The organism is Niastella yeongjuensis (assembly GCF_900110245.1).
GTDB classification, from domain to species: domain Bacteria; phylum Bacteroidota; class Bacteroidia; order Chitinophagales; family Chitinophagaceae; genus Niastella; species Niastella yeongjuensis.
In genome coordinates, this window is sequence record NZ_FOCZ01000006.1 from 202,519 (window position 1) to 225,529 (window position 23,011).

At 44.1% G+C, this 23,011-nt stretch carries 20 protein-coding genes; 8 read left to right on the top strand and 12 right to left on the bottom strand.

Features of this window, described 5'->3' with window-relative positions; genetic code table 11:
• Window positions 1-33 precede the first annotated feature (33 nt).
• The 4 genes from BMX95_RS17740 to BMX95_RS17755 form a co-directional block, all read right to left on the bottom strand.
• Complete coding sequence (locus BMX95_RS17740; RefSeq protein WP_081202699.1) at window positions 34-1,092, bottom strand: saccharopine dehydrogenase family protein; 1,059 nt, start codon at window positions 1,090-1,092, stop codon at window positions 34-36.
• Window positions 1,093-1,415: 323 nt separating this feature from the next.
• Complete coding sequence (locus BMX95_RS17745) at window positions 1,416-2,159, bottom strand: GLPGLI family protein (protein ID WP_081202698.1); 744 nt, start codon at window positions 2,157-2,159, stop codon at window positions 1,416-1,418.
• Window positions 2,160-2,161: 2 nt separating this feature from the next.
• The gene (locus BMX95_RS17750) at window positions 2,162-4,855 is read right to left on the bottom strand and encodes an outer membrane beta-barrel protein (RefSeq protein ID WP_165759026.1); all 2,694 of its coding nucleotides are present in this window, start codon (window positions 4,853-4,855) and stop codon (window positions 2,162-2,164) included.
• Window positions 4,856-5,071: 216 nt separating this feature from the next.
• Window positions 5,072-6,748, bottom strand: coding sequence for a glycoside hydrolase family 43 protein (locus tag BMX95_RS17755; RefSeq protein WP_081202696.1), 1,677 nt, complete (start codon window positions 6,746-6,748; stop codon window positions 5,072-5,074).
• Window positions 6,749-6,863: 115 nt separating this feature from the next.
• Between BMX95_RS17755 and BMX95_RS17760 the strand changes: the two genes are divergently transcribed.
• The 8 genes from BMX95_RS17760 (at window position 6,864) to BMX95_RS17795 (ending at window position 11,169) form a co-directional block, all read left to right on the top strand.
• Window positions 6,864-7,325 carry a hypothetical protein gene (locus BMX95_RS17760; RefSeq protein WP_081202695.1) on the top strand — a complete coding sequence of 154 codons (462 nt, stop codon included), beginning with the start codon at window positions 6,864-6,866 and terminating at the stop codon, window positions 7,323-7,325.
• A gap of 10 nt (window positions 7,326-7,335) precedes the next feature.
• Window positions 7,336-7,857: a hypothetical protein gene (locus BMX95_RS17765; RefSeq protein WP_081202694.1), complete on the top strand. Its 522-nt coding sequence runs from the start codon at window positions 7,336-7,338 to the stop codon at window positions 7,855-7,857.
• An 85-nt stretch (window positions 7,858-7,942) separates the two neighbouring features.
• Window positions 7,943-8,173 (top strand): helix-turn-helix domain-containing protein, encoded by a 231-nt coding sequence (locus BMX95_RS17770; protein WP_081202944.1) that lies wholly within the window; start codon window positions 7,943-7,945, stop codon window positions 8,171-8,173.
• Window positions 8,170-8,502: a HipA N-terminal domain-containing protein gene (locus tag BMX95_RS17775; protein WP_081202693.1), complete on the top strand. Its 333-nt coding sequence runs from the start codon at window positions 8,170-8,172 to the stop codon at window positions 8,500-8,502. The genes BMX95_RS17770 and BMX95_RS17775 overlap by 4 nt, the downstream gene beginning before the upstream one ends.
• On the top strand, window positions 8,483-9,496 hold the full coding sequence (locus BMX95_RS17780; RefSeq protein WP_081202692.1) for a type II toxin-antitoxin system HipA family toxin: 1,014 nt from the start codon (window positions 8,483-8,485) through the stop codon (window positions 9,494-9,496). Before BMX95_RS17775 ends, BMX95_RS17780 begins: the two co-directional genes overlap by 20 nt.
• 83 nt (window positions 9,497-9,579) lie before the next feature.
• The gene (locus BMX95_RS17785) at window positions 9,580-10,185 is read left to right on the top strand and encodes a DUF7691 family protein (protein ID WP_081202691.1); all 606 of its coding nucleotides are present in this window, start codon (window positions 9,580-9,582) and stop codon (window positions 10,183-10,185) included.
• A gap of 98 nt (window positions 10,186-10,283) precedes the next feature.
• Window positions 10,284-10,547 carry a lipocalin/fatty acid-binding family protein gene (locus BMX95_RS17790; RefSeq protein ID WP_081202690.1) on the top strand — a complete coding sequence of 88 codons (264 nt, stop codon included), beginning with the start codon at window positions 10,284-10,286 and terminating at the stop codon, window positions 10,545-10,547.
• On the top strand, window positions 10,540-11,169 hold the full coding sequence (locus tag BMX95_RS17795) for an ATPase (protein ID WP_081202689.1): 630 nt from the start codon (window positions 10,540-10,542) through the stop codon (window positions 11,167-11,169). Before BMX95_RS17790 ends, BMX95_RS17795 begins: the two co-directional genes overlap by 8 nt.
• Before the next feature lie 88 nt (window positions 11,170-11,257).
• Here the strand turns inward: BMX95_RS17795 and BMX95_RS17800 are convergent, their stop codons facing one another.
• The 8 genes from BMX95_RS17800 to BMX95_RS17835 form a co-directional block, all read right to left on the bottom strand.
• Entirely contained in the window at window positions 11,258-12,895 is a 1,638-nt protein-coding gene (locus BMX95_RS17800; RefSeq protein ID WP_081202688.1) for an endo-1,4-beta-xylanase, read from the bottom strand.
• A gap of 21 nt (window positions 12,896-12,916) precedes the next feature.
• The gene (locus BMX95_RS17805; RefSeq protein WP_081202687.1) at window positions 12,917-14,023 is read right to left on the bottom strand and encodes an IPT/TIG domain-containing protein; all 1,107 of its coding nucleotides are present in this window, start codon (window positions 14,021-14,023) and stop codon (window positions 12,917-12,919) included.
• A gap of 20 nt (window positions 14,024-14,043) precedes the next feature.
• The gene (locus BMX95_RS17810; protein ID WP_081202686.1) at window positions 14,044-15,618 is read right to left on the bottom strand and encodes a RagB/SusD family nutrient uptake outer membrane protein; all 1,575 of its coding nucleotides are present in this window, start codon (window positions 15,616-15,618) and stop codon (window positions 14,044-14,046) included.
• 32 nt (window positions 15,619-15,650) lie between these two features.
• Window positions 15,651-19,193, bottom strand: a complete 3,543-nt coding sequence (locus tag BMX95_RS17815; RefSeq protein ID WP_081202685.1) for a TonB-dependent receptor — start codon at window positions 19,191-19,193, stop codon at window positions 15,651-15,653.
• 104 nt (window positions 19,194-19,297) lie between these two features.
• Complete coding sequence (locus BMX95_RS17820; protein WP_081202684.1) at window positions 19,298-20,458, bottom strand: FecR family protein; 1,161 nt, start codon at window positions 20,456-20,458, stop codon at window positions 19,298-19,300.
• Between the two features lie 140 nt (window positions 20,459-20,598).
• The gene (locus tag BMX95_RS17825; protein ID WP_081202683.1) at window positions 20,599-21,687 is read right to left on the bottom strand and encodes a fatty acid desaturase family protein; all 1,089 of its coding nucleotides are present in this window, start codon (window positions 21,685-21,687) and stop codon (window positions 20,599-20,601) included.
• Between the two features lie 106 nt (window positions 21,688-21,793).
• Window positions 21,794-22,399: an RNA polymerase sigma factor gene (locus tag BMX95_RS17830; RefSeq protein WP_081202682.1), complete on the bottom strand. Its 606-nt coding sequence runs from the start codon at window positions 22,397-22,399 to the stop codon at window positions 21,794-21,796.
• 107 nt (window positions 22,400-22,506) lie between these two features.
• A complete protein-coding gene (locus BMX95_RS17835) occupies window positions 22,507-22,962 on the bottom strand; it encodes a DUF5991 domain-containing protein (protein ID WP_090519499.1) in 456 nt (151 codons plus the stop codon).
• Between the last annotated feature and the right edge of the window lie 49 nt (window positions 22,963-23,011).

Below are 23,011 nucleotides of genomic sequence, written 5' to 3' on the forward strand. Positions count from 1 at the left end.
ATTGCAGGTTACCAGTTACTATACACAGATTACTTATTGTTTTTTTCCGTACAAAGACCCATTCTTAGTCTTCAGGAACTTTTCGAAAGGTATCTCTTCCTGCTTTATAAATCCTTTTTGGGGCAGTTCTTTATTGGCGACCATTTCCACCACGGCGGCTACGGAGGCGGCTGTTGTCCACGAGATGGCGCGCCATTCTTTTCCATTGATGGTAATGGGATGGTATGCCTGATAGAATTCTTCGCGGGCCAGTTCCTGCCCTTTCCAGCCTTCCACTACGGCATATACATACACCACATCTTCCCGTACCGGGGGTTTCGCTTCTGTTAGTATTTGTTCAGTTAACTCGCGCTTATCTTTGAGGATCAGCTCATATAATAAAAAGCGCATCAGCTTTGCGTGGCCCGGGTAGCGGATGGTTTTGTAATTCAGGGTATCAACCTTTCCTTCCAGGGTTTCACACAAAGTACCCAAACCACCGCTCGTGCTGAAGGCTTCAAACTCCTGTCCTTCTATATTGATATGTTCTATGCCATCTAATGAGGGTACCATTTTTCGGGCACCGTTATGAATTACCTCCGCATCGTTGATGTATTCGTTGATCACCCCGGCCGGCGACCAGGTGAAAGAGTACGCCATCAACCCGTTAGGATAACGGGGCAGGGCACCTACCCGTAACTCCACATCGCGCAATTTGGTGAACCGGTGACAAAGATCGGCTCCAACAATACCAATAAAACCGGGTGCCAGTCCGCATTGCGGCGCCATGACTCCTTTGGAGGTTTCAGCCATTTTACGGATAGCGCTGGTAGTGGGCACATCTTCCGTGAGATCGAAATAATGAATACCGGTTTTGAAAGCAGCCTCGGCCACCGGCAAATTCAGGTTATAGGGTAAACAAGACACTACAGCATCCTGTTTTGATAATATATCTTCTAAAAATTTAGCATCGGTAATGTTTCCTGTGACTACTTTAAATGGTACGTCGGCAGGGGCCTTTTGATCAATTCCGGTAACAGTAAAAATATCGTTCAGCAAGGTGGCTACCAGTGAACCCACCTTGCCCAGTCCGACAACGGCAATATGTTTCATAATTTATTTTGATTGAGAAAGTAAACAATAAGATGTGTGTAGAAGACGCGGCAAATACTATGGCACGTTGGCGCAGGCGCTTCTCAGGAAGGCGAGGTATGAGTAGAATATTTTTACGCTGTAGTTCACTATGCGAATGTATTAAAAAAACGCTAAACGAAAAATAGGATACAGCTATAAGCCTCAAGCTGTAAGCTGTAAGCGAATACATATTTATGCAGCATTTTGCTGCCGCGAAAGCTTATAACCTCCAGCATATAGCATATGGACGCAATTGTCTGCGCGATGTCTTAAAGCTTAGGGCTTACAGCTTATAGTTGCTTTTAGTTAAACGTATAGGCATCCAGAGCCGATAATACTTTTTCAAGGGTAAGCTCCCCGCCCCACGCTGAATCTTTGTACTTTTTATAAAGCATGGTTGCCAGCTCCTGTTTTTTATAGGGCTGGCTGTTCTTTATAGTGGGCGGCGCTATTCTGGCTTCATCGAAGGTGGCCAGTTCAACGTGCGTGGCAAACCAGGTGGTATACAAACGGGGAATGGCCAAACCGAGGATCATGCCGGGCAAACCGGCAAAGAATTCAGGACCGCCCTGCGGCACTATTTCCGGACAATAAAAAGCTACCACGTATACACTGTCGTGATAACGGCCAACTGCTTTGCGGCATTCAAAACCGGCGATCTTTCTCACTTCATTTTCCATTTTCCATTTTATGGGGTGCACACTGTCTTCCAGAAGAAATGCCTCAGTCATGAAACCCTGTTTTGAAACGATCTGCCGGGTATCGAGGTTGGTGTACAGGGTAGTTTCATTGATTGGCGATTTAGCCGTGCCTTTACGGGCAGGTGAATACAACAACTGGTTCCCCGAAAATACCAGGTCGCGGTAAACGATATCAAACTCAGGCATGGCGCCACTCCATTCCATTTCTGGGTGGCGGTCCATCAGCATTCTTTTATAATTCTTTTTTATTTCAAATTCAATTTTACCCCGGGTGATGAAGTCCTGCGCATGCATTGCTTCCGTTATCACCACGCCACAAATCAATAATATTAGCAGTTGTTTCATCCTTATTGTTTTAAGCTTTTTGAAAAATTCCAGGTCAGCGAAAGCAGCCAGTACCGTTTTATCACAAACCGGTTCGATTCGGAAACGTTGCTGCCGGTTACACTGCGGGTATAACCGGTGTTATTATTCAGGATATCGTTTGCAGCCAGCTGAATGACCGCCTGGTCGTTTCGCAGGAATTTCTTTCTTATAAAAGCATTCCATTGGATGGTATTGAAATGGGTGTTGAAGGATCCGTTCTTTGGCTGAAAGTTGAAGGTGCATTCATTGGCCAGCTCCATATGCCAGGGCAGATAATTGGTTGCGTTAATGGTGTGCGTATGGAACAGAGTACGGGTATTGGTACTGCCGGCAATGTCTGACCAGCCAATACTTTTATTTACATTTCCGCGGTATATCCAGTACATTACATTTTTCCATTCATGACTAAGCGTAAGGCCTGCATTCAAATTAAGATTTTCATTCTTTAATTTTTGATCGTTCTGAATAGTATAGCTGGCATTTTTATTCGCCCCCAAACTGACCGATGCATTCACATGATACTTTTTTAACATCCAGTTGTAAGCAGTATTTATGTTCAACGCCGGAATACTATTCATGTTTATATACCGGGTAGTGGTACGGTTTTGTGAATCGATAAGGATACTGGTGGTGATACTGTTACTGGTATAATTAACGCCGAAGTTTGTGGAGAGGAAGCTACCCTTCTTCATATTGGCACTAAAAAAGTTTACATTGGCATTGTGCTGGAAGGCAGGACGCAGATCAGGATTGCCCACCACTACATTCAATTTGTTGCTGCTTTTTTGTAAGGGCTGCAATTGATCGAGCGTTGGCTGTACCGTTTGTCCGTTATAATTTAACCCAACATTCAGGTTTGATTTGAGATTATAATAAAGCGTCATCTGGGGTGACAGATTTATAAAACGCCGGGTAGTTCGATTATGCAGGTCATTGTCTTCCTGGTTATAATGGGTAAACAAGGCCCTTCCTCCCAATGTAATGTTTATCTTTTTTTGTATAAATGCCAGCGTGGCGCCGGTAATGTGGGTAGTGGCGCCAAAGATGTAATTATTGCTGAGTGAATCCACGCGTTCGCTGAACTTTTCATTAGTCTTATTCAGCGTGCTGAACACATTGCTGGCAATATTATTTTTAAATCCGTATTCAACACCCATGCGCAATTTATTGCTCAGGGCGTCGGAATAGATCAAACGTCCTGCATAAGATTCGTTTTGGTTGTTGCTTTGTTGCAACTGATCGAGTGTATCGGCATTTTTGAATAAACCCGATGAAGGATCGTAATAATTGTTGGCTGAAAAATTATAGGCATCGCCCAGCGCGTTTTTGTATTCCTGCTGCAAGTTAAAGGAAAGGGTCCTCCCCTCCTTTCTGAATTTCCGCTGGTAACTGATGTTACTGCCAAAAGCTTTATTGGTACCGTTGCTTCGGGTGGTTTGTGCGGTATTGTTTACCAGGATATCTTTTTCATTGGTGGAACTGGTGAGATTGCTTTGGAAACTGTTGTTGTTGCCCAGGCTGCCATTGGCAGAAACTTTTACCGTGGAAAAGGAGTCTACTGCAAAAATAAAACTGCCGCTTCCCTTTTGCGTAAAGCTGTAGGAGTTGTCCTGGCTTTCATTTTTATTGGTAAAAGAAGTACCATCTACTAATACATTGGTAGAAGTGCCATTGCTCCACCCGGTTGCGTTTACCTGTTTAACGCGGTAATTGGTATTTAGTTTTTGTTTCCCCTCGTTCCATTTATCGGAATAATGGGCGCCACCCGATTGAACGGAAGGCAATCCACTCGCTGTATTTTCTCCGCCAAACCTGCTTCCTCCGCCCTGGACGCTGAAGCCGCCCACGCCATCATTGATGATCTCGTAGTCTTCTGTAACATACTGGTTAAGGTCGCCATAGTTAAGGTCCTGCTTACCGGTTTTTGACGACAGGCCAAAGAGCGAGATCTTACGGGCGCCATTGAACAAGGCGCCCATGGCTTCGTGCTGGTAGTAATCATCACCATTACTGCCGGTTGACAGCTTGCCAAAAACACCATTCTTCCGGTCTTTCTTCAGTTTCAGGTTTATGGTTTTGGTACGTTGTCCATCGTCGATACCCGTGAATTTGGCCCGTTCGCTTTTGTCGTCGAACACCTGTACTTTGTCAATAGCATCGGCTTGCAGATACCGGGAAGCGAATTTAGGGTCGGCAGAAAAGAACTCATCACCATCTACCAATATCTTTTGTACCTCCTTGCCCTGTGCAATGATCTTTCCATCTTTATCAATCAGGATACCCGGCAGGCGTTTCAGCATTTCTTCTACATTGGCGCCTGGTTTTACGGCAAAACTATCTGCATTATACTCCAGCGTGTCGCCACGCATACGTATTGCATAACCGGCCCGTACCACTACTTCCTGTAGCAGGTCGGCCTTGGAAACCATGGGAATGGTTTTCAGGTCTATAATAGAGGTGTCGGCGATGGTTAAGTCCTGCAGGTAATCGGCCATTTTGGGATAGGCAATCAGCAGCGTGTACCTGCCTGCCGGTATTTGAGTCAATTCAAAATAGCCGGATTCATTGGTGCGCACGGATCTGTACAGCGTTGTATCTGCCAGGTCAATGAGTGCAACAATTGAATTATGGAGGTCCTTTTTCTCAGTGGTGTCTATGATCCTGCCCCTGATCATATTAGACTTTTGGGCAAATGCTGGTATACAAAAAAAATAACATACTGCTATAAGCAGCCATGTTCTGGTGACCGGCCATACTGGGTACATAAGGGTTGCTGGGTTAACAAATCAAAAGTATGTTCTATACGCATGTTTTACAAACCCAGCGCCCTATAACTACCAGAAATAGTGTTTTATTAACTTATATTAAGATTATGTATGTGACACAGTAAGCTAGTCGTCATTGCCCCTGCTTTCAAAATAATTGAACACCGCTTTGTTGTTAGTAGGCGCTCCATTTGAGGTGGCATACATGGCATACATACAACCTACAAATCCGCCGGCGGTATGTGTGCTTAAAAAGCTGGCATCGATGCCTTCTTTAAATGCGCGCCAGCTGTTGCTGCCTTTTTCTGCATAGTAGAAGGAATAGGCATTGCCGTTGGTTTGTATTTTTAATTGAATCGGCTGCCGGCCATCTGACTGAATTTTTAACGTGCTCAGCAGTAAAGGTTCGCCCCCATTTTGACCAGGTCCTCTGTACAATTGCAACACAGGCTGGTTGTTGTCTACCGACTGGCACAGATAGAAATAATGGGTTTCGTTTTGAAAGACCAGCAAACCGGCTTTCTCCTGTGAACTGGCTGGTGTAAAGGTGAGCGCCGTAGACGCATACCCCCGCTGGTGCGCCTGGCGGTATCCAATAAATGCCGGATTTACCTTTTCGGCAATGGTAGCCGGTTTTAATTGTATGGTGAGCGTTCCGGTAAGACTGTTGACCTGATACCAGGGTTCACGTACGGTTCGCAGAAATTGGTAGCGGTAATTCAAAGCGGTGGTTTTGAAGTTATCCCGGAATAGAAAATCACTGCTGAATGGCAGGGGATTTTTAGCGGTAGCGCCGGTGATGCTTACTTTATCGGGTACCGGTTCATTAGCCGGCAGAATGATTGGCCAGTCTTCCTTCCACTGCACCGGGGCCATAAAAGTTTCGCGGCCCGTATTGTAATTGTCATCATTTACCGGACGGCAGCCCAGGAATACAGCGTACCAGCTGCCATCGGGGGCCGTTACCAGGTCTGCATGACCGGTTGAGGTCACTGATTTCTTTCTGTTTACATTCAGCTGCCGTTGGGTAAGGATCGGATTGCCTGCATATGGCTCATAAGGCCCTTCTGCTTTTTTACTTCTAAAGATCACTTCTGAATGATTGTACCCTGTGCCGCCTTCTGCGCACATTAAATAATAGCTTTTGTTGTATTTAAAAATATGCGGCCCTTCAATCCAAACCGGTTTTTGCGAAATATCGGAACCGCCGTTTACCAGGGTGATCTCCTCCCCTTTTGTTTGCAGGGTGGGGAGGTCTACTTCGTACATCCTGATGGTACGGTGGCCATCATATTGTGGTTTGTTTCCAGGTGCATAACTATTGTAAACGATGTAGGCTTTTCCGTTGTCATCAAAAAACAACGAAGGGTCGATGTCTTTTACATTCGGCAGGAAAACAGGATTGCTCCACGGGCCCCTGGGATTTTTTGCGGTAATGATAAAGTTGCCGCCATGGCTGGTGTTGGTACAGGTTATATAGAAAGTGCCCTTATAAAAACGGATGGTGGGTGCAAACAGTCCGCCCGACACATGGGTGCCGTCCAGGTTCAGTTGTTCGGGGCGGTCCATGGCAAAACCGATCTGTTCCCAATTGGCGAGATCGGTACTGTGGAAGATGGGCAATCCGGGATAATAGGCAAAAGTGGAATTAACCAGGTAATAATCATTACCGGCCCGGCAAATGGATGGATCGGGATAAAAACCGGCCAGGATGGGATTGTTTACTTTGGCTGTTTGTGCGGTGGAAAAATGGCTAATAAGGGACAGGCAGGCAATTGCTGCAAGAATCTTTAATTTTCTCATTGGTGCATCGTTTGTTGAAGGTACAGGTTGGGTGCTGTTAGTCAAATATACAAAAGATGGGAGAATGGGGTATAACTGGTATGGGACAGTATCCGCAATTTCATATTATTGCAAAATGATTAAAACAATAGATCCTACCGAAGTAAAAAACATCCTGGAACAGGAAATCCTGACTTCAAAATGGAATAAACCCTTCCGTTTTTTGCCAAAAGAATTATATGACTGGGCTTTACTATCTGAGTGTACAATAAGTGACAACAAAATTGAGAAATGGGAAGATTTCGAATTCGGCAGAATTGATTTTGATGAAAATGATTTTCGAGACCTGGTATTTAATAATGAGTATGCTGAATCTACAGAGGTGTTATTTATTTCTGGCGAATCTCTAAGTAAGGGAAAGGCCTTCAGCTTTAACCTGAGTGATTATGAACAATTCGTAACCTATTATGAAAATATAATCGTAATGAGTTTCTTTCAGCCTGATGATTATATTGTTTATTTAAGGGAGTACAAGGAAGTGAAAATCATTCGTCAGGATGGTAAGCTGGTAAAAATCAATAAAGTTGTAAGTGCCTAATTAAGACCCTATGAGCACCTATGTAATTGGAGATTTGCATGGACAATATCAATCCCTCAAGCACATGACAGAGGATCCAAAATCTTATAAGTGGACAAAAATAAAAAATGGCATTGGGTATGTTGCCATAGTAAACATTGAGGTGTTTCCAAATTTGGAGGGAACCAACGAAATAAATGAACATTATAACGGGATAGGCTTTACCAGTCAGGGCTACATTGAAGAAGTATCAGCAAAGGGCTATGACGATTGGAAGGCTGGAGCACGGTCTGGTTTGAAGTATGGATTTTCCTTAGTAGACAGGTATTCGACGGTACAAATAAATAAAATAGAAGGCCTGACTTCTGATACAAATCCTACGATTGTTGGATATACTATATTAAGAGCATTTTTAGACAGCATAAACCATGAGCTGGACAATGACCAAATCAGGAAACTGGAGGAATTTGTTTTATGCAGTTGGACAAAGCCAAATCATTTATTAATTCCCAATTTTTTCACCCTTTCCTTTGAAACCATAAGTATTCAATAAATAACAGTAAAAAGCAAATTATAATACGCTATTTGCCGTTAATATGGCCTGTTTTTTCGTAACTTACACTGAAAAGCGAATTATAATGCGTGATTTAATGGTCAAAATTGGAGACAGGATCCGGCAACGACGGGAATTATTAGGCCTGGTGCAGCCCAAACTTGCTGATTTATCGGGTGTTAATACACGCACAATCCAATTGGTTGAACAGGGAAAAGGAAATCCTTCGCTTGAAACGCTTCTCCGGTTGATTGAGCCGCTTGGATTGAATCTGGAACTTGTATTAAAAACTCCCTTCCAAAATAGTAATGTATGAGAGCGGCTCAAATATTTTACAATGGTCAGCTTGCAGGTATCTTATCTAAAGATGCAAGGATTTACCGTTTTGTATACGACAAAAACTATCTCACCACAGCCACACAACCAGTTAGTCTTACGTTGCCGCTCAGAGAAGCTCCTTATGAGAGTAATGTTCTATTCCCGGCATTCGTAAATGGATTAAGTGAGGGATCTAATAAAGCGATGCAGAACCGCTTATTAAAAATTGACGAAAATGATTATTTCGGTTTGTTACTCGCCACTGCCGGTGGTGATAGAATCGGCCCCCTTAGTATAAAAGAAATTCATGAGCCTACAGGAAATTAACTATTGCCCATCTACACTTCAACCGGGACATCATACATATAGTCCGGTTGCACAGCAAGCATTGTTTGGCAGCCGTTCAAAAAAGGTATCCCATGTCCTCCCTTTTGCTTCACCAGGAAAATACAATGAACAAAGCCGTGAATATAAGGAAAAACTTAAGCGTCTCAGCATAAGTGGTGTACAGGAAAAATACAGTCTGCGACTTCAGAAAAACAGTCTACTCCTTACCGATACAGAAGGATCGCATATTTTGAAACCAGTTCCGGCAGAGAGACTTATTATGGTCAACGATTTGCCTGCCAACGAACACGTAAGTATGTTGATTGCCCGCCAGGTAATGGGAATTAAAACTACTGCCTGTGGTATGATCTTCTTTGAAGATGGCTCCCCGGCCTACATCGCCCGCCGTTTTGATTACAAACCCGATGGTGTAAACAAATATCAATTGGAAGACTTTGCCACACTGCTTGAAAAAACGCCAGAGATAGAAGGAGAAAATTTTAAGTACAATGGATCCTATCTTGATATAGCCAGGTTAATTCAGCTATATGCTTCGGCGGTACCAGTTGTAATGCTTGAGTTTTTCCGGATTCTTGTATTCAACTATCTTATTGCAAATGGTGATGCCCATTTAAAAAATTTCTCCCTTATGGAAACTGAACAGGGCGACTATATTTTGTCACCAGCTTACGATCTCTTATGCACTGCGTTACATATAGACGATAGCCGGCTGGCGTTACATGGCGGACTATATGAAGGTGACTATAATGAAAAGTCTTATTTGAATTTTGGCACGTATACAAAGACCTCATTCATTGCATTTGCTGAATTGATTGGCATTAACCCAACCCTGGCGGGTAAGGTTGTAGATGAGGTAATGCAAGGCACGTTGAAAGCGATGGAGTTAGTGGAACGTAGCTTCTTAAGCAATGAGGCAAAAAAGAAGTATGTTGAGATAATGGGAGATCGGCATAGGTGCCTGAAATTAAAATAAGGAATATTTTCACTAAGGGCACAATACATTTCACATTCTGTCCGTCTTAACCGCGATTCTTATAAAGAAAAAGTTTCGATTCTATGGGATACTACATTTTTTCGTACGGCATCAACACTGTAGAAATACAAAAGGTATTTGGATCAAAAGATCAGGCAATATTGAATCAGGTTCAATCAGATAAAACTTTTAAGCACTACGAATCTGAAATAAATGGATCTTCAATCAGCCTTTCCAGCGCTTTAGTTGAAATTATTGAAGGCCGGCCAGTTAGCATTAAGAATGATGACGTCTTTGGCTATGCATTTCTGTGTATTTGTGCATCGTTAGGAAAAGAACTTCCATTTCATCAGGATATTAAACTTGGCAATGACACAAATTTGATAAATAAAATACTGTCTGATGATTTTGGCATTAAAGATTTTGATACAGAGCGGACACTATTCAGGAATAGCCATACTTTTCCAATTTCCAAGACACTTGACCCCGGTACCGGTGTCATAAAACAGGAAGAGCTAACAGCTATTAAAGACAAGCTGTCTTCTGTTCAAATCTCCGACGAAAAAATTCAGGAACTGGCCAGAATTCCGGATGATAGGGAATTCGGGTATGAAAATCTGCAGGGGCTAATTCTGAACATCAATTATTGTGTTGCCCATAACCTTGATTTGATCTCGTTTTGTCATTAACGAGGTTTAAATAATAAACCTGTCAGAACTGAGCACGATTAAGCGCCCAGCCCTATTTAAACTTTTCTTATTATATTCGTGTATTTAAATGCAATACAGTGACACAGGCGCAGAAATTAGAACAAATTGGGCATAATGCCATAATGAAGGTTCGATTGAATAAGTTAAAAAGAGGTAAACCTTTTATGATTAATTCACCGGATTTGCCTTCTTATCAATGCTATATGGAATATGCCGACGGAAAAATCACCATCGAACAAATAAACGAATCCGGCAATGATTTTAAAGCTATTCGCGAATTATCATTAGATGAGGCGGCTCAACTTCGGGTTGCATTAGGTCTAACACCCTTCCATGCCTGACCTTTATATAATTTCCGGATCAAACGGAGCTGATAAATCTACAATTGGCCAGGATTACGTTCCCGCACATGTTTTAGATGATTCCTCATTTTTTGATGGTGACAAGCTTTACATGCAAAAACATTTGGAGCTTTGGAAGTCAGGAACGCGAGTTGACAAGAAAATAAGAGAAGTAGCAAATGATTTTGTGGTAGAAACGTTCAGCCAATTGGTTGATAAAGCAATTGGCTCCAATAAGCATTTTGCATACGAGGGTCATTTTACAGAGGATAGTTCCTGGAATATACCCAGATTTTTTAAAAAAGACGGGTATACTGTGCATTTGATCTTCTTTGGCTTAAGCAACACGGACCAATCAGAACTTCGTGTGCTGGAGAGAGTTAAAGATGGAGGACATTTCGTTCCTCGTTTGATGATTGAAAATAACTTTTATGGAAATTTAAAACAGCTTGACCGGAACCTCAATCTTTTAGATTCTTTATTAGTTTTCGACACTTCTACTACTACGCCATTTCTTCTGGCCAAAATGATAAACTCCAAATTAGAGCTATTTGCATCAAAAGATAAACTTCCGGATTGGTTTATCAGTTACCTTCCGGAGGTTTTAAAAAGAGCAATATAAAAGCGGATCTCGCCTTAGTGAGACGATCCAAACCTGTCAGAACTGAGCACGATTAAGCGCCCAGCCCTAACAGGCGGTCTCTACTGATTTATTTTAGTTGCAGGCCGGTGAGGAATTCGTTAAAGGCCTCTTTTCTGTTATAATTGTCATCCCACAACAGCGGATAATCTTTTGTATGATACGGCGTGCGGTTGCGTAACCAGGAGTCTGCATCACCTACTCCCCAAATTGTGATACCGGCTCGTTGCGCCTCGGGCACATTGCGGAGATACGATTCCGCGACATACCTGTATTTGGCAGCCTGCTGCGGCAGCATAGTGGGCGACAATACAAAATTGGCCGTTTGCGGGTTCTGCTGGTCGCCGAGGTTTACACTGATATCCAGTTCGGTGATCTTTACCAATAGCCCCAGTTTGGCCATTTTCATCAATGCATTGTCGATGGCGGTATTCGACACCAGGTAGGTCATGTGAAACTGCAGCCCTACCCCGTCAATAGGAACGCCCTTTGCTTTTAACCGCGTTATAAGAGCAATAAGGCTGTCCATCTTCACATTATTGGTCTCATGGGCATAATCGTTCAAAAATAATTTGGCGGTGGGGTCGGCGGCACGCGCATACCGGAAAGCTTTTGCTATCATGCTATCCCCGTTCGTAAGTAATTTTTTGGAGCCATCCCGGTCGCCCAGGTAATCGCCCCAATAGAAAGCATCGCTAACGCTTGTGCCGCTTCTAACCACACCATTGTCATCAAAGGGTTCATTGATCACATCCCAGGCATGTACCCTGTCTTTATACCGCGTAACCATGCTGGTGATGAAATTCTTCAGCGTTGTATCTACCCGGAGTTGTAATTCGGAAAAATTAGTCTGAGCGGCCAGTGTTACGCTCACGCTGTCAACATAATAAGTATTGGGTGATGCCCCCATATCGAACAGGATCTGTTTGCTGGCTTCATTTGTTGTAAACGTCCATTCATAGGGTGCCCAACTTGTTGTTATGGGATAATCGTTTGAATACTGTGCGAATTGTTGACCGCCGCTGTTTGACAACCTGAACTTCCCTCCTGCGGTGGCTGCTTTAGCGTAAAAGCGCACCTTATAACCAGCTCCAATAGTAAGGGGCATGGGATTGCTCGCAATCTGTACCCTCCAGGCATCACTGGCAGTAACAGGCGCTGCTTTGAGGGAACGGGAGCCGCCATAGGTCTCATTTGTTCCACTACCAGCACTGATCAAAGCAGGGCCATTATAAACACTCCAGTTGGCAAAGGGTGCCGACCCGCTGCCTGCCACTTCAAAAGAGCCATCTGTGACCAGGTTGGGATTTGAGGGAACCGTTATCAGATCCCGTAAATAGTTGCCATTGTTGTTTTGGTACCAGCACAGTGTATGTCCGTGTACACTCATGCCTGCACCTGTAACTGCATTTACAAAGGCATCGGCCCTGTTAAAGTTTAACGCGCCATTGCCCTGAACGATAGCCCCATGTTTCATTACATACCCGGCGGTAGCATTGTCAAATTGTGCTTTAATAATATTGGTATAGTTGCCATTGGCCATGAAGGGATCATAATCTACGCCCACGCCTATTGGAAAGGTGGCGGCGTCTTTCAGCGACAATTCCAGATCGGGTTTAAGTACATCCGGATCGTTGTTGATCTTTTTATTACAACCGGTTAAATAAACAAGCGCTAACAGGCCGGGCAATATATTGATAAGTTTCATTGTTGTTTAGTTTGTGTTGTTCTAATAAGCAAACCGCACATTGTCAATATTCGCTTCCATCGGATTTAAGTGATAGTTCTGAAAAAAGAATTTCACTTTGGTGATTTTTACCGGGTCAGGGTTCTGCGTACCGCTGCCATAAAAATTGAATAATTGGGTTAAAGGGACCGCAACTGTATTCCAGCCGGTATTATTTATGGAAATATCTATGGCATAATTGGTAGCATCGACATCATTAGTGGTTTCCTGCACAATTACCTGCAGCACGGTAGCGGTTTTGCCATTGTTGTTTACATCGAATTTTAAGGTAGTGGCGGCTGTAGTAGAGGTCATGCCAAAAGTTTGATTGGCAGTACCAAGAACGGGTGTAGAAACCCCGGCATATGTTTTGGTCGCCGGCTGTTGTGGGATAATTTTTAAAAACCTGCCTGATATAGAATCAGGATCACTCCTGGTCATTGTTTTCGAAGTCATTTGACCGATCAGGTACCACCCATCACCATCTGCGGCAGGTCCGGCTCCATCAAAATCGGAAATCAGGAAGGCCCGCTCCCCTATTATAATATTGCCGGTGCTATACGTTGTACCGCCCCAGGTTACTACAGAAAGTAATCCGGAGGTGGCGCCTGCAGGCACTTTTACTTTCAGTTGGGTGCGGCTCGATGAATCCACTACAATGGCTTTTACATTACCGATATATACTCCATTGATATTTGTGAACATGGTACCTGTTATCGTCACTGTATCGCCTACCGGCGCGTTACCGGGGGTAAAGCTGTTGATCACTGGTGCAGGTTGTAATACCGTAAAGTCAACCATGGCGGTTTTACCTTCCCGGTTGGTAATGGCAATCTGCTGCGGCCCGAATTTAGGATTGGTGGGCACATTGGTAAAAATGGCAGACCCGGTATTGAACACAGAACTGAAGGAAGCGATAGCCGTATCGAATTTTATTGATACAATATCCTGCATATCGTTGCCGGAGATGGTAATAAAGGTTTCAGGCAATGCAGCAGCCGGGTTTACCGATAAATTGCCGGGTGTATGTACATCGTCTTTTTTGCAACCTGTATATAATGTAGTTGCCAGTATACAAAACACTGCACAACGCAACATCTGTATTTTCATTTGTTGGCCAGATTTTGTGTTTAATAATAAGGTACCGGAGTTTCTGCCAGTTTGGGATCGATGTCTATTTCCGATTGGGGCAACGGGAACAACAGCATGTTGGCAGTAACCGCAATTTTGTTGGATACAACGGCGCCTTCACCACACCAGCCTTCGAACATGCCTCTTTCGGTATTGGTCAATTTCTGCAGGGCTTTGTCCTGAGGCAGGCGAAGGATATCGTACCAGTACTGGCCTTCAAAGGCAAACTCCAGCCGTCTTTCGCGCAACAGGTCATCGGCTGTAATACTGGTTATTGGAATGCCGGCCAAACCGGCACGGGTCCTTACCCGTAAAAACTCAGCAATGGCAATGGGATCGCTGGTTGATGTATTGTTACCCATTACTGCTTCAACATAAGTAAGCAGTACATCGGCATAACGGATCATATAAGTGTTGATACCGGTTGACATACTATAAGCGCCACCGGTAGAAGCATTGTCTTCATAATTGCCCACTACGTATTTTTTAACATTAGCGCCTGTTCTTGATTTACAGGAGGGATAGAGATAACCGCCCCTTGCCTGTAATAATTCGGGATAGCGGTCATTTGCCCGCATATAAGTAGGCTTTCTACGCAGGTCACCTGCAATAGAATCACGTTGCAGATCAATGCTTGGTTTAAAGCTGCCCCAGCCATCGGTTCCGCCAGTGAGCTCCTGTCCATAAGCGGCGCAATAAGCCTGGGTAACATTGCCGGTACCATAAGCGCCATCGGCATTGCTGGCCGTCCATTGCAGGGCCCAGACCGATTCCATATTATTGTTATTGCGGGTGTAGAACAAGTCTTCAAACTTTTCCATTAACCCGTACCCGTACGTGCTTTCATTACTGATCAATTCCCAGGCCTTGGTTTTGGCACTGGCAAAATCATCAATAGTCAGATACACTTTTGCCAGCAGGGCCTTGGCTGCGCCGGCTGAAACGCGGCCAGGCGTAGCACCTTTAACAGGCAGCCTGGTTTCCGCCTGTTTCAGGTCATTGATGATGAACTTGTAAACATCCGAAACCATATGGCGGGGTAACTGGTAATTTACCTTGAAATTATTGGTATCGGTAACAATGGGCACTGCGCCATAATTTCTTACCAGGTAAAAATAAGCGGCGGCCCGCATAAAATAACATTCACCCATAGCTGTATTAACTGTACCTGCGTCCAGGCTAACTGCATGGGGGTTATTGGCCAGATTCATCATGATGGCATTGGTTTGCCCTACCACACTGTACAGGGAAGCCCAGCCTTTGTACAGGTATTCGTTCGACTGCGTTACATTCATGTTTTGAAACTGTACCATAGCAGGATTGGCATCGCCGGTAGAATTGCCGGAGTACACATCACCAATACTCATGCTATAGGTACAGTTAAAATTAAACCAGGGTGCGCCATATAGGGCCGCGGTAGCTGCCTGCACTTCTGCGGGCGTTTTGAAATAAGTTACTTCTGTATATTGTCCGGGTGGTGTTCCGTCGAAGAATGATTTTTTACAGGCAACCATAGCCGATACCGCCAGGGTCATCCCCATTATTCCTATTATATTTTTACATATTGGCTTCATCGTTTATAATATTTTGGCTGGTTCAGGATATTTTAAAACTCTAGGTTTATACCGCCGGTCACTGTTCTGGGAACCGGGTAACGGCCCAGATCGATCCCGTTCAGGAATACATTGCCATTTACCGGCCCTACTTCCGGATCATAACCGGAATAGTTGGTAAAGGTGTACAGGTTTTGTATGGAGATATAGGCCCGTATTCCTGTTATGGCTTTCACGCGCCGTTGCAATAACGGAGTGAAGTTGTAACCCAGCGTTATATTTTGTATACGCAGGTAGGAGCCATCTTCAATAAACCGGTTAGAGATCCCTGAGTTTTCGTTAGGGTCGCCATTCACATAGCGGGGCATGGACGTATTGGTATTCTCATACGTCCAGCGGTCTCTTACAGAGGCCATCTGGTTGCCGGCGGTGGCCGTCATACCTTCGCCCCATACGCGGGTATAGTTGAAAATATCATTTCCATAGGTACCGGTAAGGAAGATAGAGGCGTCGAAATTCGCGTACGAGAGGTTGTTGGTAAAACCAAAGGTGAATTTAGGGTTGGGGTTCCCGATGATCACCCGGTCATCGCCATCGATTGCACCGCTTTTATCCTGGTCCCTGAACTGAATATCGCCCAGATAAGTACCGTTCTTAGGATTCCTGTCGTTACCGGCCCGAATGGCGGCGGCATTCAGCTGATCTATATTCTGGAACAGTCCAACCGTTTCATACCCATAAAATAATCCTACGGGTTGCCCTACCAGTGTTTTAGTGATTGGCGGGTTACCATTCACCGAAAGGGTTTGTATAATGTTACTGGTTTGGCTGTTCAGTTCTTTTACCGTATTTCGGTAATGGGAGAAGATCAGGGTACTCTTCCAGTCTACTTTTGGATTCTTGCCAGAGTGGTATACAAGGGAAATGTCGTAGCCCTTGTTTTGCATTTTACCATAGTTCACATAGGGGGCAGCCATTCCAAGGGTGCCGCTATTGGGTATACCGATTCCTGTAAACGCGGGGTAAGTGGCAGAGAACAGGAATTTGTCGGAAAGCTTGTTGTACAGATCGATGGTAACATCCCATCTGCGTGCAATACCCAGATCGATGCCCAGGTTGGTTTGCGCCTGGTGTTCCCAGGTTACATCGGGGTTTGCATAATTACTGATGTATTGCCCTAACCCGCTGCCAAAGGCCGATGAATTGATGAACACCGGGCTCAGGGCTGAACCGTATACATAGTTAGGTACATTCTGGTTGCCTATTTCGCCATACCCTACTCTTAACTTCAGGTGATTGACAGATGAAAATGATTTGAAAAACTCCTCATTCGAAATCGTCCAGGAAGCGGAGATACCGGGAAACCAGCCTATTTGTTTACCAGGCGCAAATTTGCTGGTACGGTCCCTTCTGATATTGGCGGTGAAAGAATAGCGGTTATCGAATGAATAAATGATCCGGCTGAAGTAAGACTCCTGCGTGCTTTGTCCCAGATTTTGGGTAGAACTGGCCGTTGATGGATCTCCCAGGTTCAGCGAATACAGGTCGTTGGAAACAAATTTCGACCGGGAAGCTGTTATACTGTTCGATTCATACTTCTGCGATTCCTGTCCCAGCATTACGGTGAGGTCATGTTCTTTTATTCTTTTTTGCCAGGTGAGTACATTACGCCAGTTCCAGAAAGTTGTTTTATTGGTTTGTACTTTATAACTGTTCAGGTTGTTGATACTGCGGCCCCAGGCAAACGTTGGCATCCAGGCATCGCTGTTGTTCCAGTTAAGATCACTGCCGAAATCGGAGCGGAAAGTGAAGTCTTTCAGGAATGTAGTTTGCACATACAGGTTGCTCTGCAGTTTGTTTTTATTAAGCAGGGTGTGCCAGGTTGTTGCCTGGGCAACCGGGTTACCGCCACTCACTGCACCCAGGCCTTCTATATCGCTTGGGCCGCCAAAGGTACCGTTGACATTATAGACAGGCACATCGGGTGACTGTTGAATAGCCATAGCAATCACATTTCCATAATTGTTATTGCTGTTGTTGGTCAATGTAATGGTTTGGCCGGTGCTGCTATAGCTGCCATTGATACCTAGTTTTAACCAGGGCTTTACCTGGTTATCGAGGTTGATGCGAATGGTTTTACGTTTTAATCCCGAGCCTATGATGGTGCCTTCCTGGTTAAAATAATTTCCGGAGATATAATAAGTAGTGCCCAGTTTACCACCCGACAATGCCAGCTGGTAGTTTTGAATGGCTGCAGATTTAAAGATCTCGCGTTGCCAGTCGGTGCCTGCCCCCAGCAGATCGGCATTGGCGAATTGGGGCGCCCGTTCTGTACCGGTGAAATCGGCAATACTGTTCTTGTAGGCGGCATAGCCTTTCAGGTCCATCAGATCGAGATACCTGCTAACCTTTGAAATGCCGTAATAGGCGTCGAAGGCTATTTTGCCATCGCCGGCTTTTCCTTTTTTGGTGGTGATGATGATTACGCCATTTGCGCCACGATTACCATAAATAGAAGTAGCGGAAGCATCTTTTAAAATGTCTACCGATAAAATGTCGTTGGGGTTTAAAAAGGCCAGGGCACTCATGTTGCTTTCACCATCGCCTACAAAAGAAATAGCGTCTTTGTTATTATTACCTTCCAGGGGTACGCCATCGATAACATACAAGGGCTCGGTGCCGCCGAATGTGCTGATACCGCGGATCTTTACCGATACACCACCGCCGGGCGCACCGGAGTTTTGGGTTACCGTTACACCCGAAGCTTTGCCTTGCAGCATTTGATCGATACCTGTTTGGGGCAGGTTCTTTAAGTCTTCGGCTTTTATAGATACAATGGAACTGTTTACGTCTTTCCGTTTCTGGGTACCGTAACCAATTACCACCACATCATCGAGGTTCACGATCTGTGCTTTCAGAATGATGAGGAAACGGGTTTCTTTGGCTATTACTATTTCCTGCTTTTCATAGCCTACTGCAGAAATGATCAATACTTTGTCTTCTTCTATTGTATTCAGTTCAAATACACCCTCCTTATTGGAGGTGGTGCCGCGGCTGGTACCTTTTATCTGGATATTGGCACTTACTACGGCATTTCCTTCTTCGGTCACAATCTTCCCGGTGATCTTTCCCGGCAGCATTACCGGCAATACTTCCTCTCCGGAATTATCCTCCAGGGCGTTGCCATCGCTGCCTGGCAACACGCCGGAAGCAGCAATGGTATTTAAAAAGATATACCCGTTCCTGTCTACTTCAAAACTAATGTGCAAAGGAGTTAGCACCAGGGAAAGAAAATCCGACAATGGTTTGTCTTTTACACTAATGGTGACACGGCGGTCACTCTGAATGATCTCCCGGCTGTACAGGAACCGGGCGCCGGTCATTTTACTCACCTCTTTCAGTACCGCTTTCAATTCTTTATTCGATACCGAAATAGTTACATTTTTGGCCGGGATCTCCTGGCCCGTGGTGACTTTGGCAAGGCTACAAAATGAGGTCAACAGCAGCAGTATCGGGATGGCAGACAGTTTCATAATACCCCCTGGCCTCCGCCAGCCGGCGGAGGAACCAGAGAGTGTGGCAAGTGATCGTAGCATAACAGTTAGTATTGGTTGCTAATAGGTTCAGCGTTCCAGGTTCAGGTTGCCGCGCCGGGGTGTATTTGCTTTCGGCTTTTCGGCTTACAGTGTAAAGCTGTTTTTTATTTACATCCTTTCGTACTGATCACCACAGTTCCATCAATCACTTCGTAAGTGGCATTTATGATCTTACAGATAATGCGCAGTTTTTCATAGAACGGTTCATTGCCCAATGAGGCGGAAATGGTGCAGGTTTTCAGCACTTCTTCATCAATCAGTACCGGCACGCCATAAGCAGTTTGTAAGCGACTGAATACTTCTGTGGCCGGGGTATCATCAAAATCGAAATTGTAAGTTGCCTGGTTGGGGATCACCGGTTTTTCCACCAGCGATTTATTCATCTGTGCATTTGAAATATCATACACCACCTGTTGGTTGGGCGTCACTACCATACCTTTTAAAGTAGCAGAGCCGGCATCGGTACTGGTAAAGTTCTCCCGCTTAAAAACCGATACTTTTCCTGTTTTTACTACTACGCTGGCTGTTTCGGCACTGCTCATGGCTTTTACATAAAAGCTGGTACCCAGTACTTTGGTTACTATTGTTTGTGTATATACAATGAATGGCCGCTCGGGATTACGGGTTATGCTGAAGAAGGCATTACCTTCGAGATATACTTCTCTTTTTCCCGATGAAAAATTAGCGGAATAGGTAAGCCGGCTGTTCTTTTCCAATACGACTTCACTTCCATCTGACAACACAATGTGTTGCTCACCATCTGAATTGTTATTGTAGTCAAAGCTTTTATGCTTTGCTTCCTGCATAAAGGCTTTATAAGCATTATTGGAGGCCAATGGGCGTGGCTTGTTGGTATAATACAAGTACACACACGCGATCATCAGCAATGAAGCGGCAATGCCCACCAGGTGCCGGGTGCGGAAAAAAGGGATACCTGTTGAACCCTGCTCCTTACCGTTGTCGTTTCTGTTCTCCAGGTATCCGTCGGGTTCTTCATCGTTGTATATTGCCGGGTTTAGGGATAATAGCTTTTGCTGAATAAGATCGGCTTCCCGGTTTATCTCCTGGTTAGTAAGTTGATGGTTGTTTTCCGTAAGCGTTTCTATAATAGCTTTGGCTGCAGCTACCCATTCCAGCCGGGCCGGGTTCTGTTCTATCCATTTACTCCAGAACACGGCGGCGGCTTCGTCTTTTTCAATGATCCATTTTCTGAACAATTCGTTGGCCAGTAAGTCATCTATGCTTTTGATATCCGGGTTTTTCATCTGGTTTTATACTCCCTGTAAAACCAATACACACCGATGAAGAATATCTACTGTACATTTTGAAAAATAATATCAATAAATCTTAAAACAGTTAATAATGAAAACTTTATGAAGAATGTGGTAAGTCTTGCAGGTATCATTCAGACCCTCCCCAATTTGTAAAGCAGTTTCGCATGAGACCTGATTGCCCCTACAAATGTCTTTTTCGAATTATAGGGAAGATCAAATTCTTTTGCAGTTTTTTCTACAATGCCCGAAATGGCTGGATAGTGGACATGGCAGATTGTAGGGAAAAGGTGGTGTTCTACCTGAAAATTCAGCCCTCCGATGAGCCAGGAGAACCATTTATTATTCATGGAAAAATTCATAGTTGTTTTCAATTGCAGTTCGGCCCAATGGTCTTTTAAGCGCCCCCCTTCATCTGGTAAAGGAAATTGTGTTTCCTCTACCACATGCGCAACCTGAAATACAACCGCCAGGCCAAATCCACAGATATAGTGAATTACTAAAAAGCCCAGTACCCAATTCAGAAAACTCATTTCCTTAATCAGGAAATATGGCAACAGCATATAGCCAAAGTAGGCAGCTTTTGAGAGTAAGATCACCAACAGCTCTTTATAAATATTAGTCTTGGCGCCTAACAGGTTCTTTTTATTGTAATGAAAGATCTGCTTAAAATCCTTTACTGTACACCAGTTTATTGTCATCAGTCCATAAAAGAACCAGGCATACAAATATTGTAACCGGTGAATGGGTCTTCTGGTTACATGCGGCTCAAACCGCAGGAATCCCGGCGTGTCAATGTCCTCATCATGATTGTGAACGTTTGTATAATTATGATGTATATGATTATGCTGTATGCGCCAGTTTAACGAATGTCCGCCTAACAGGTGCATCGAAAAATAACAGAGGACCGTATTTAAAAACTTATTCTTGCTAAAGCACCCATGATTCACATCATGCATTACACAAAGGCCAATGCCCGACATGGCAAACCCCATCACTACACATAACATCAGCCACACCCATTTACTATTAAAAGTATGGGTTGCCAAAAGTGTAAAAGCAAGAAAATAAAGCAGGAACATAAATAAGGTTTTTGTATACATGGTAACGTTTCCCTTCTTGCTTAACTGGTTATCGCGGAAATAACCATCTACCCTGCTTTTCAGCAGGGTGTAAAATGTGCTGTTCTTGTTATTAAACTTTAAGGCTTGCGGATGACTCATATTTAAAATTTACGGCAACTGTGAATTGGAATTGCGCGCAAAATTATATTGACTATAGTCATCGTTGTAGTCCACGGACGGAAAATGAAGTAGTCCACGATCTTTTTTACAGGTGACAGATCACCAGTAACAAAATAATAGAAATGGCCTGCGTGGGGTTGAAATAAATACCCGTGTGCTGGCGAAGTTTATTGAGTGCGTCGTTCAACAGATTGTACACCGACTGGCGGTTAAGTTGCATAATGTCGGCAATGTCGGCTGCGCTGGCATTGAGGTAGAAGCGCAAATATATGATCTCCTGCTGGCGCCTGGAGAGTTGCAGAATGCATTTCTTTATTCTTTCGGCCAGGACTGCTTTTTGTTCCTGCTGAATGATCTGTTCATCTGGCGTAGCGTTGGTGTCTTTCACTTCCAGAAAGCTGAGGCCATCTGTTGAACCGGCTTTTGTAAGTGCCCTTGCCAACCGGCGCCGCAAAGATTTCATGAGGTAATGTTCAACCGAGGCGGTTTCATTAATGGTATTCCGTTTATACCACAGGTATAGAAACAGATCCTGAATGCAATCCTTTACCAGGGCCGCATCGCGGGTAAATTTACAGCCGTATTGATAAAGTAAATTGTAATGCCTTTTTACGATGGCATCGAACGCGAGGTGATCGCCGGGCAGAAACTGTTTCCACAGCTCTTCACTGGTAAATTCCACGTATCTCATTATGGCAGCAGTCGTTGGTTGGGTTAAACAGGCAGTGTTCCGACACTAAAATAGGAAAAGATTTTTATTAACGTAAACGGATGCTGCTTTTTTTAACCCCATCCTGCCTAGAGGTCGTTTGGTTTTCTTTTCTTCAATTTATTGAAACAAATCCCTTCCATTGCCGGAAACTCTACTAACATGGGCTGCAACGTTTTCCAGTCAGTGAGCAATGTCTCACCGTCTTTGTTCAAACTGAACAATACTTCACCTGGTTTGAAATCCTGTGACCCATCTAGGTATTTATAGTAGGCTACCTCTACCTGTGATGAATCGCCCGATAAGGTAGTGAGTAATTTTATGTAAGTAGTTAATCCGGTAATTTCCAATGTGCCAAAGCAGGTATCGTGTTGTTGTGTAACAGACAACTCCCACTCCATGATCTTGTTGATGCCGGTAGCGGTGGGCACCGGTAGTTCGTGATAAGAATAATCGCCTACCCAGTCTGTACAATGAGCAAATGAATTACTCTTTGAACAGGAGGACAGTGTGAAACATAATAGCAATACGAATAATCTATTCATAAAATATGATGACTGAGCCAATAAAGACTTACTGGTTACATCCGCAGCG

Excerpts from the sequence above, each read along its gene's own strand:
- BMX95_RS17825 (WP_081202683.1), bottom strand. The coding sequence starts at position 21,687 with ATGAGTCATCCGCAAGCCTTAAAGTTTAATAACAAGAACAGCACATTT.
- BMX95_RS17770 (WP_081202944.1), top strand. The coding sequence starts at position 7,943 with ATGCGTGATTTAATGGTCAAAATTGGAGACAGGATCCGGCAACGACGG.
- BMX95_RS17755 (WP_081202696.1), bottom strand. The coding sequence starts at position 6,748 with ATGAGAAAATTAAAGATTCTTGCAGCAATTGCCTGCCTGTCCCTTATT.
- BMX95_RS17750 (WP_165759026.1), bottom strand. The coding sequence starts at position 4,855 with ATGATCAGGGGCAGGATCATAGACACCACTGAGAAAAAGGACCTCCAT.
- BMX95_RS17765 (WP_081202694.1), top strand. The coding sequence starts at position 7,336 with ATGAGCACCTATGTAATTGGAGATTTGCATGGACAATATCAATCCCTC.
- BMX95_RS17780 (WP_081202692.1), top strand. The coding sequence starts at position 8,483 with ATGAGCCTACAGGAAATTAACTATTGCCCATCTACACTTCAACCGGGA.
- BMX95_RS17830 (WP_081202682.1), bottom strand. The coding sequence starts at position 22,399 with ATGAGATACGTGGAATTTACCAGTGAAGAGCTGTGGAAACAGTTTCTG.
- BMX95_RS17815 (WP_081202685.1), bottom strand. The coding sequence starts at position 19,193 with ATGCTACGATCACTTGCCACACTCTCTGGTTCCTCCGCCGGCTGGCGG.
- BMX95_RS17760 (WP_081202695.1), top strand. The coding sequence starts at position 6,864 with ATGATTAAAACAATAGATCCTACCGAAGTAAAAAACATCCTGGAACAG.
- BMX95_RS17835 (WP_090519499.1), bottom strand. The coding sequence starts at position 22,962 with ATGAATAGATTATTCGTATTGCTATTATGTTTCACACTGTCCTCCTGT.
- BMX95_RS17810 (WP_081202686.1), bottom strand. The coding sequence starts at position 15,618 with ATGAAGCCAATATGTAAAAATATAATAGGAATAATGGGGATGACCCTG.
- BMX95_RS17820 (WP_081202684.1), bottom strand. The coding sequence starts at position 20,458 with ATGAAAAACCCGGATATCAAAAGCATAGATGACTTACTGGCCAACGAA.
- BMX95_RS17800 (WP_081202688.1), bottom strand. The coding sequence starts at position 12,895 with ATGAAACTTATCAATATATTGCCCGGCCTGTTAGCGCTTGTTTATTTA.
- BMX95_RS17775 (WP_081202693.1), top strand. The coding sequence starts at position 8,170 with ATGAGAGCGGCTCAAATATTTTACAATGGTCAGCTTGCAGGTATCTTA.
- BMX95_RS17795 (WP_081202689.1), top strand. The coding sequence starts at position 10,540 with ATGCCTGACCTTTATATAATTTCCGGATCAAACGGAGCTGATAAATCT.
- BMX95_RS17740 (WP_081202699.1), bottom strand. The coding sequence starts at position 1,092 with ATGAAACATATTGCCGTTGTCGGACTGGGCAAGGTGGGTTCACTGGTA.
- BMX95_RS17785 (WP_081202691.1), top strand. The coding sequence starts at position 9,580 with ATGGGATACTACATTTTTTCGTACGGCATCAACACTGTAGAAATACAA.
- BMX95_RS17805 (WP_081202687.1), bottom strand. The coding sequence starts at position 14,023 with ATGAAAATACAGATGTTGCGTTGTGCAGTGTTTTGTATACTGGCAACT.
- BMX95_RS17745 (WP_081202698.1), bottom strand. The coding sequence starts at position 2,159 with ATGAAACAACTGCTAATATTATTGATTTGTGGCGTGGTGATAACGGAA.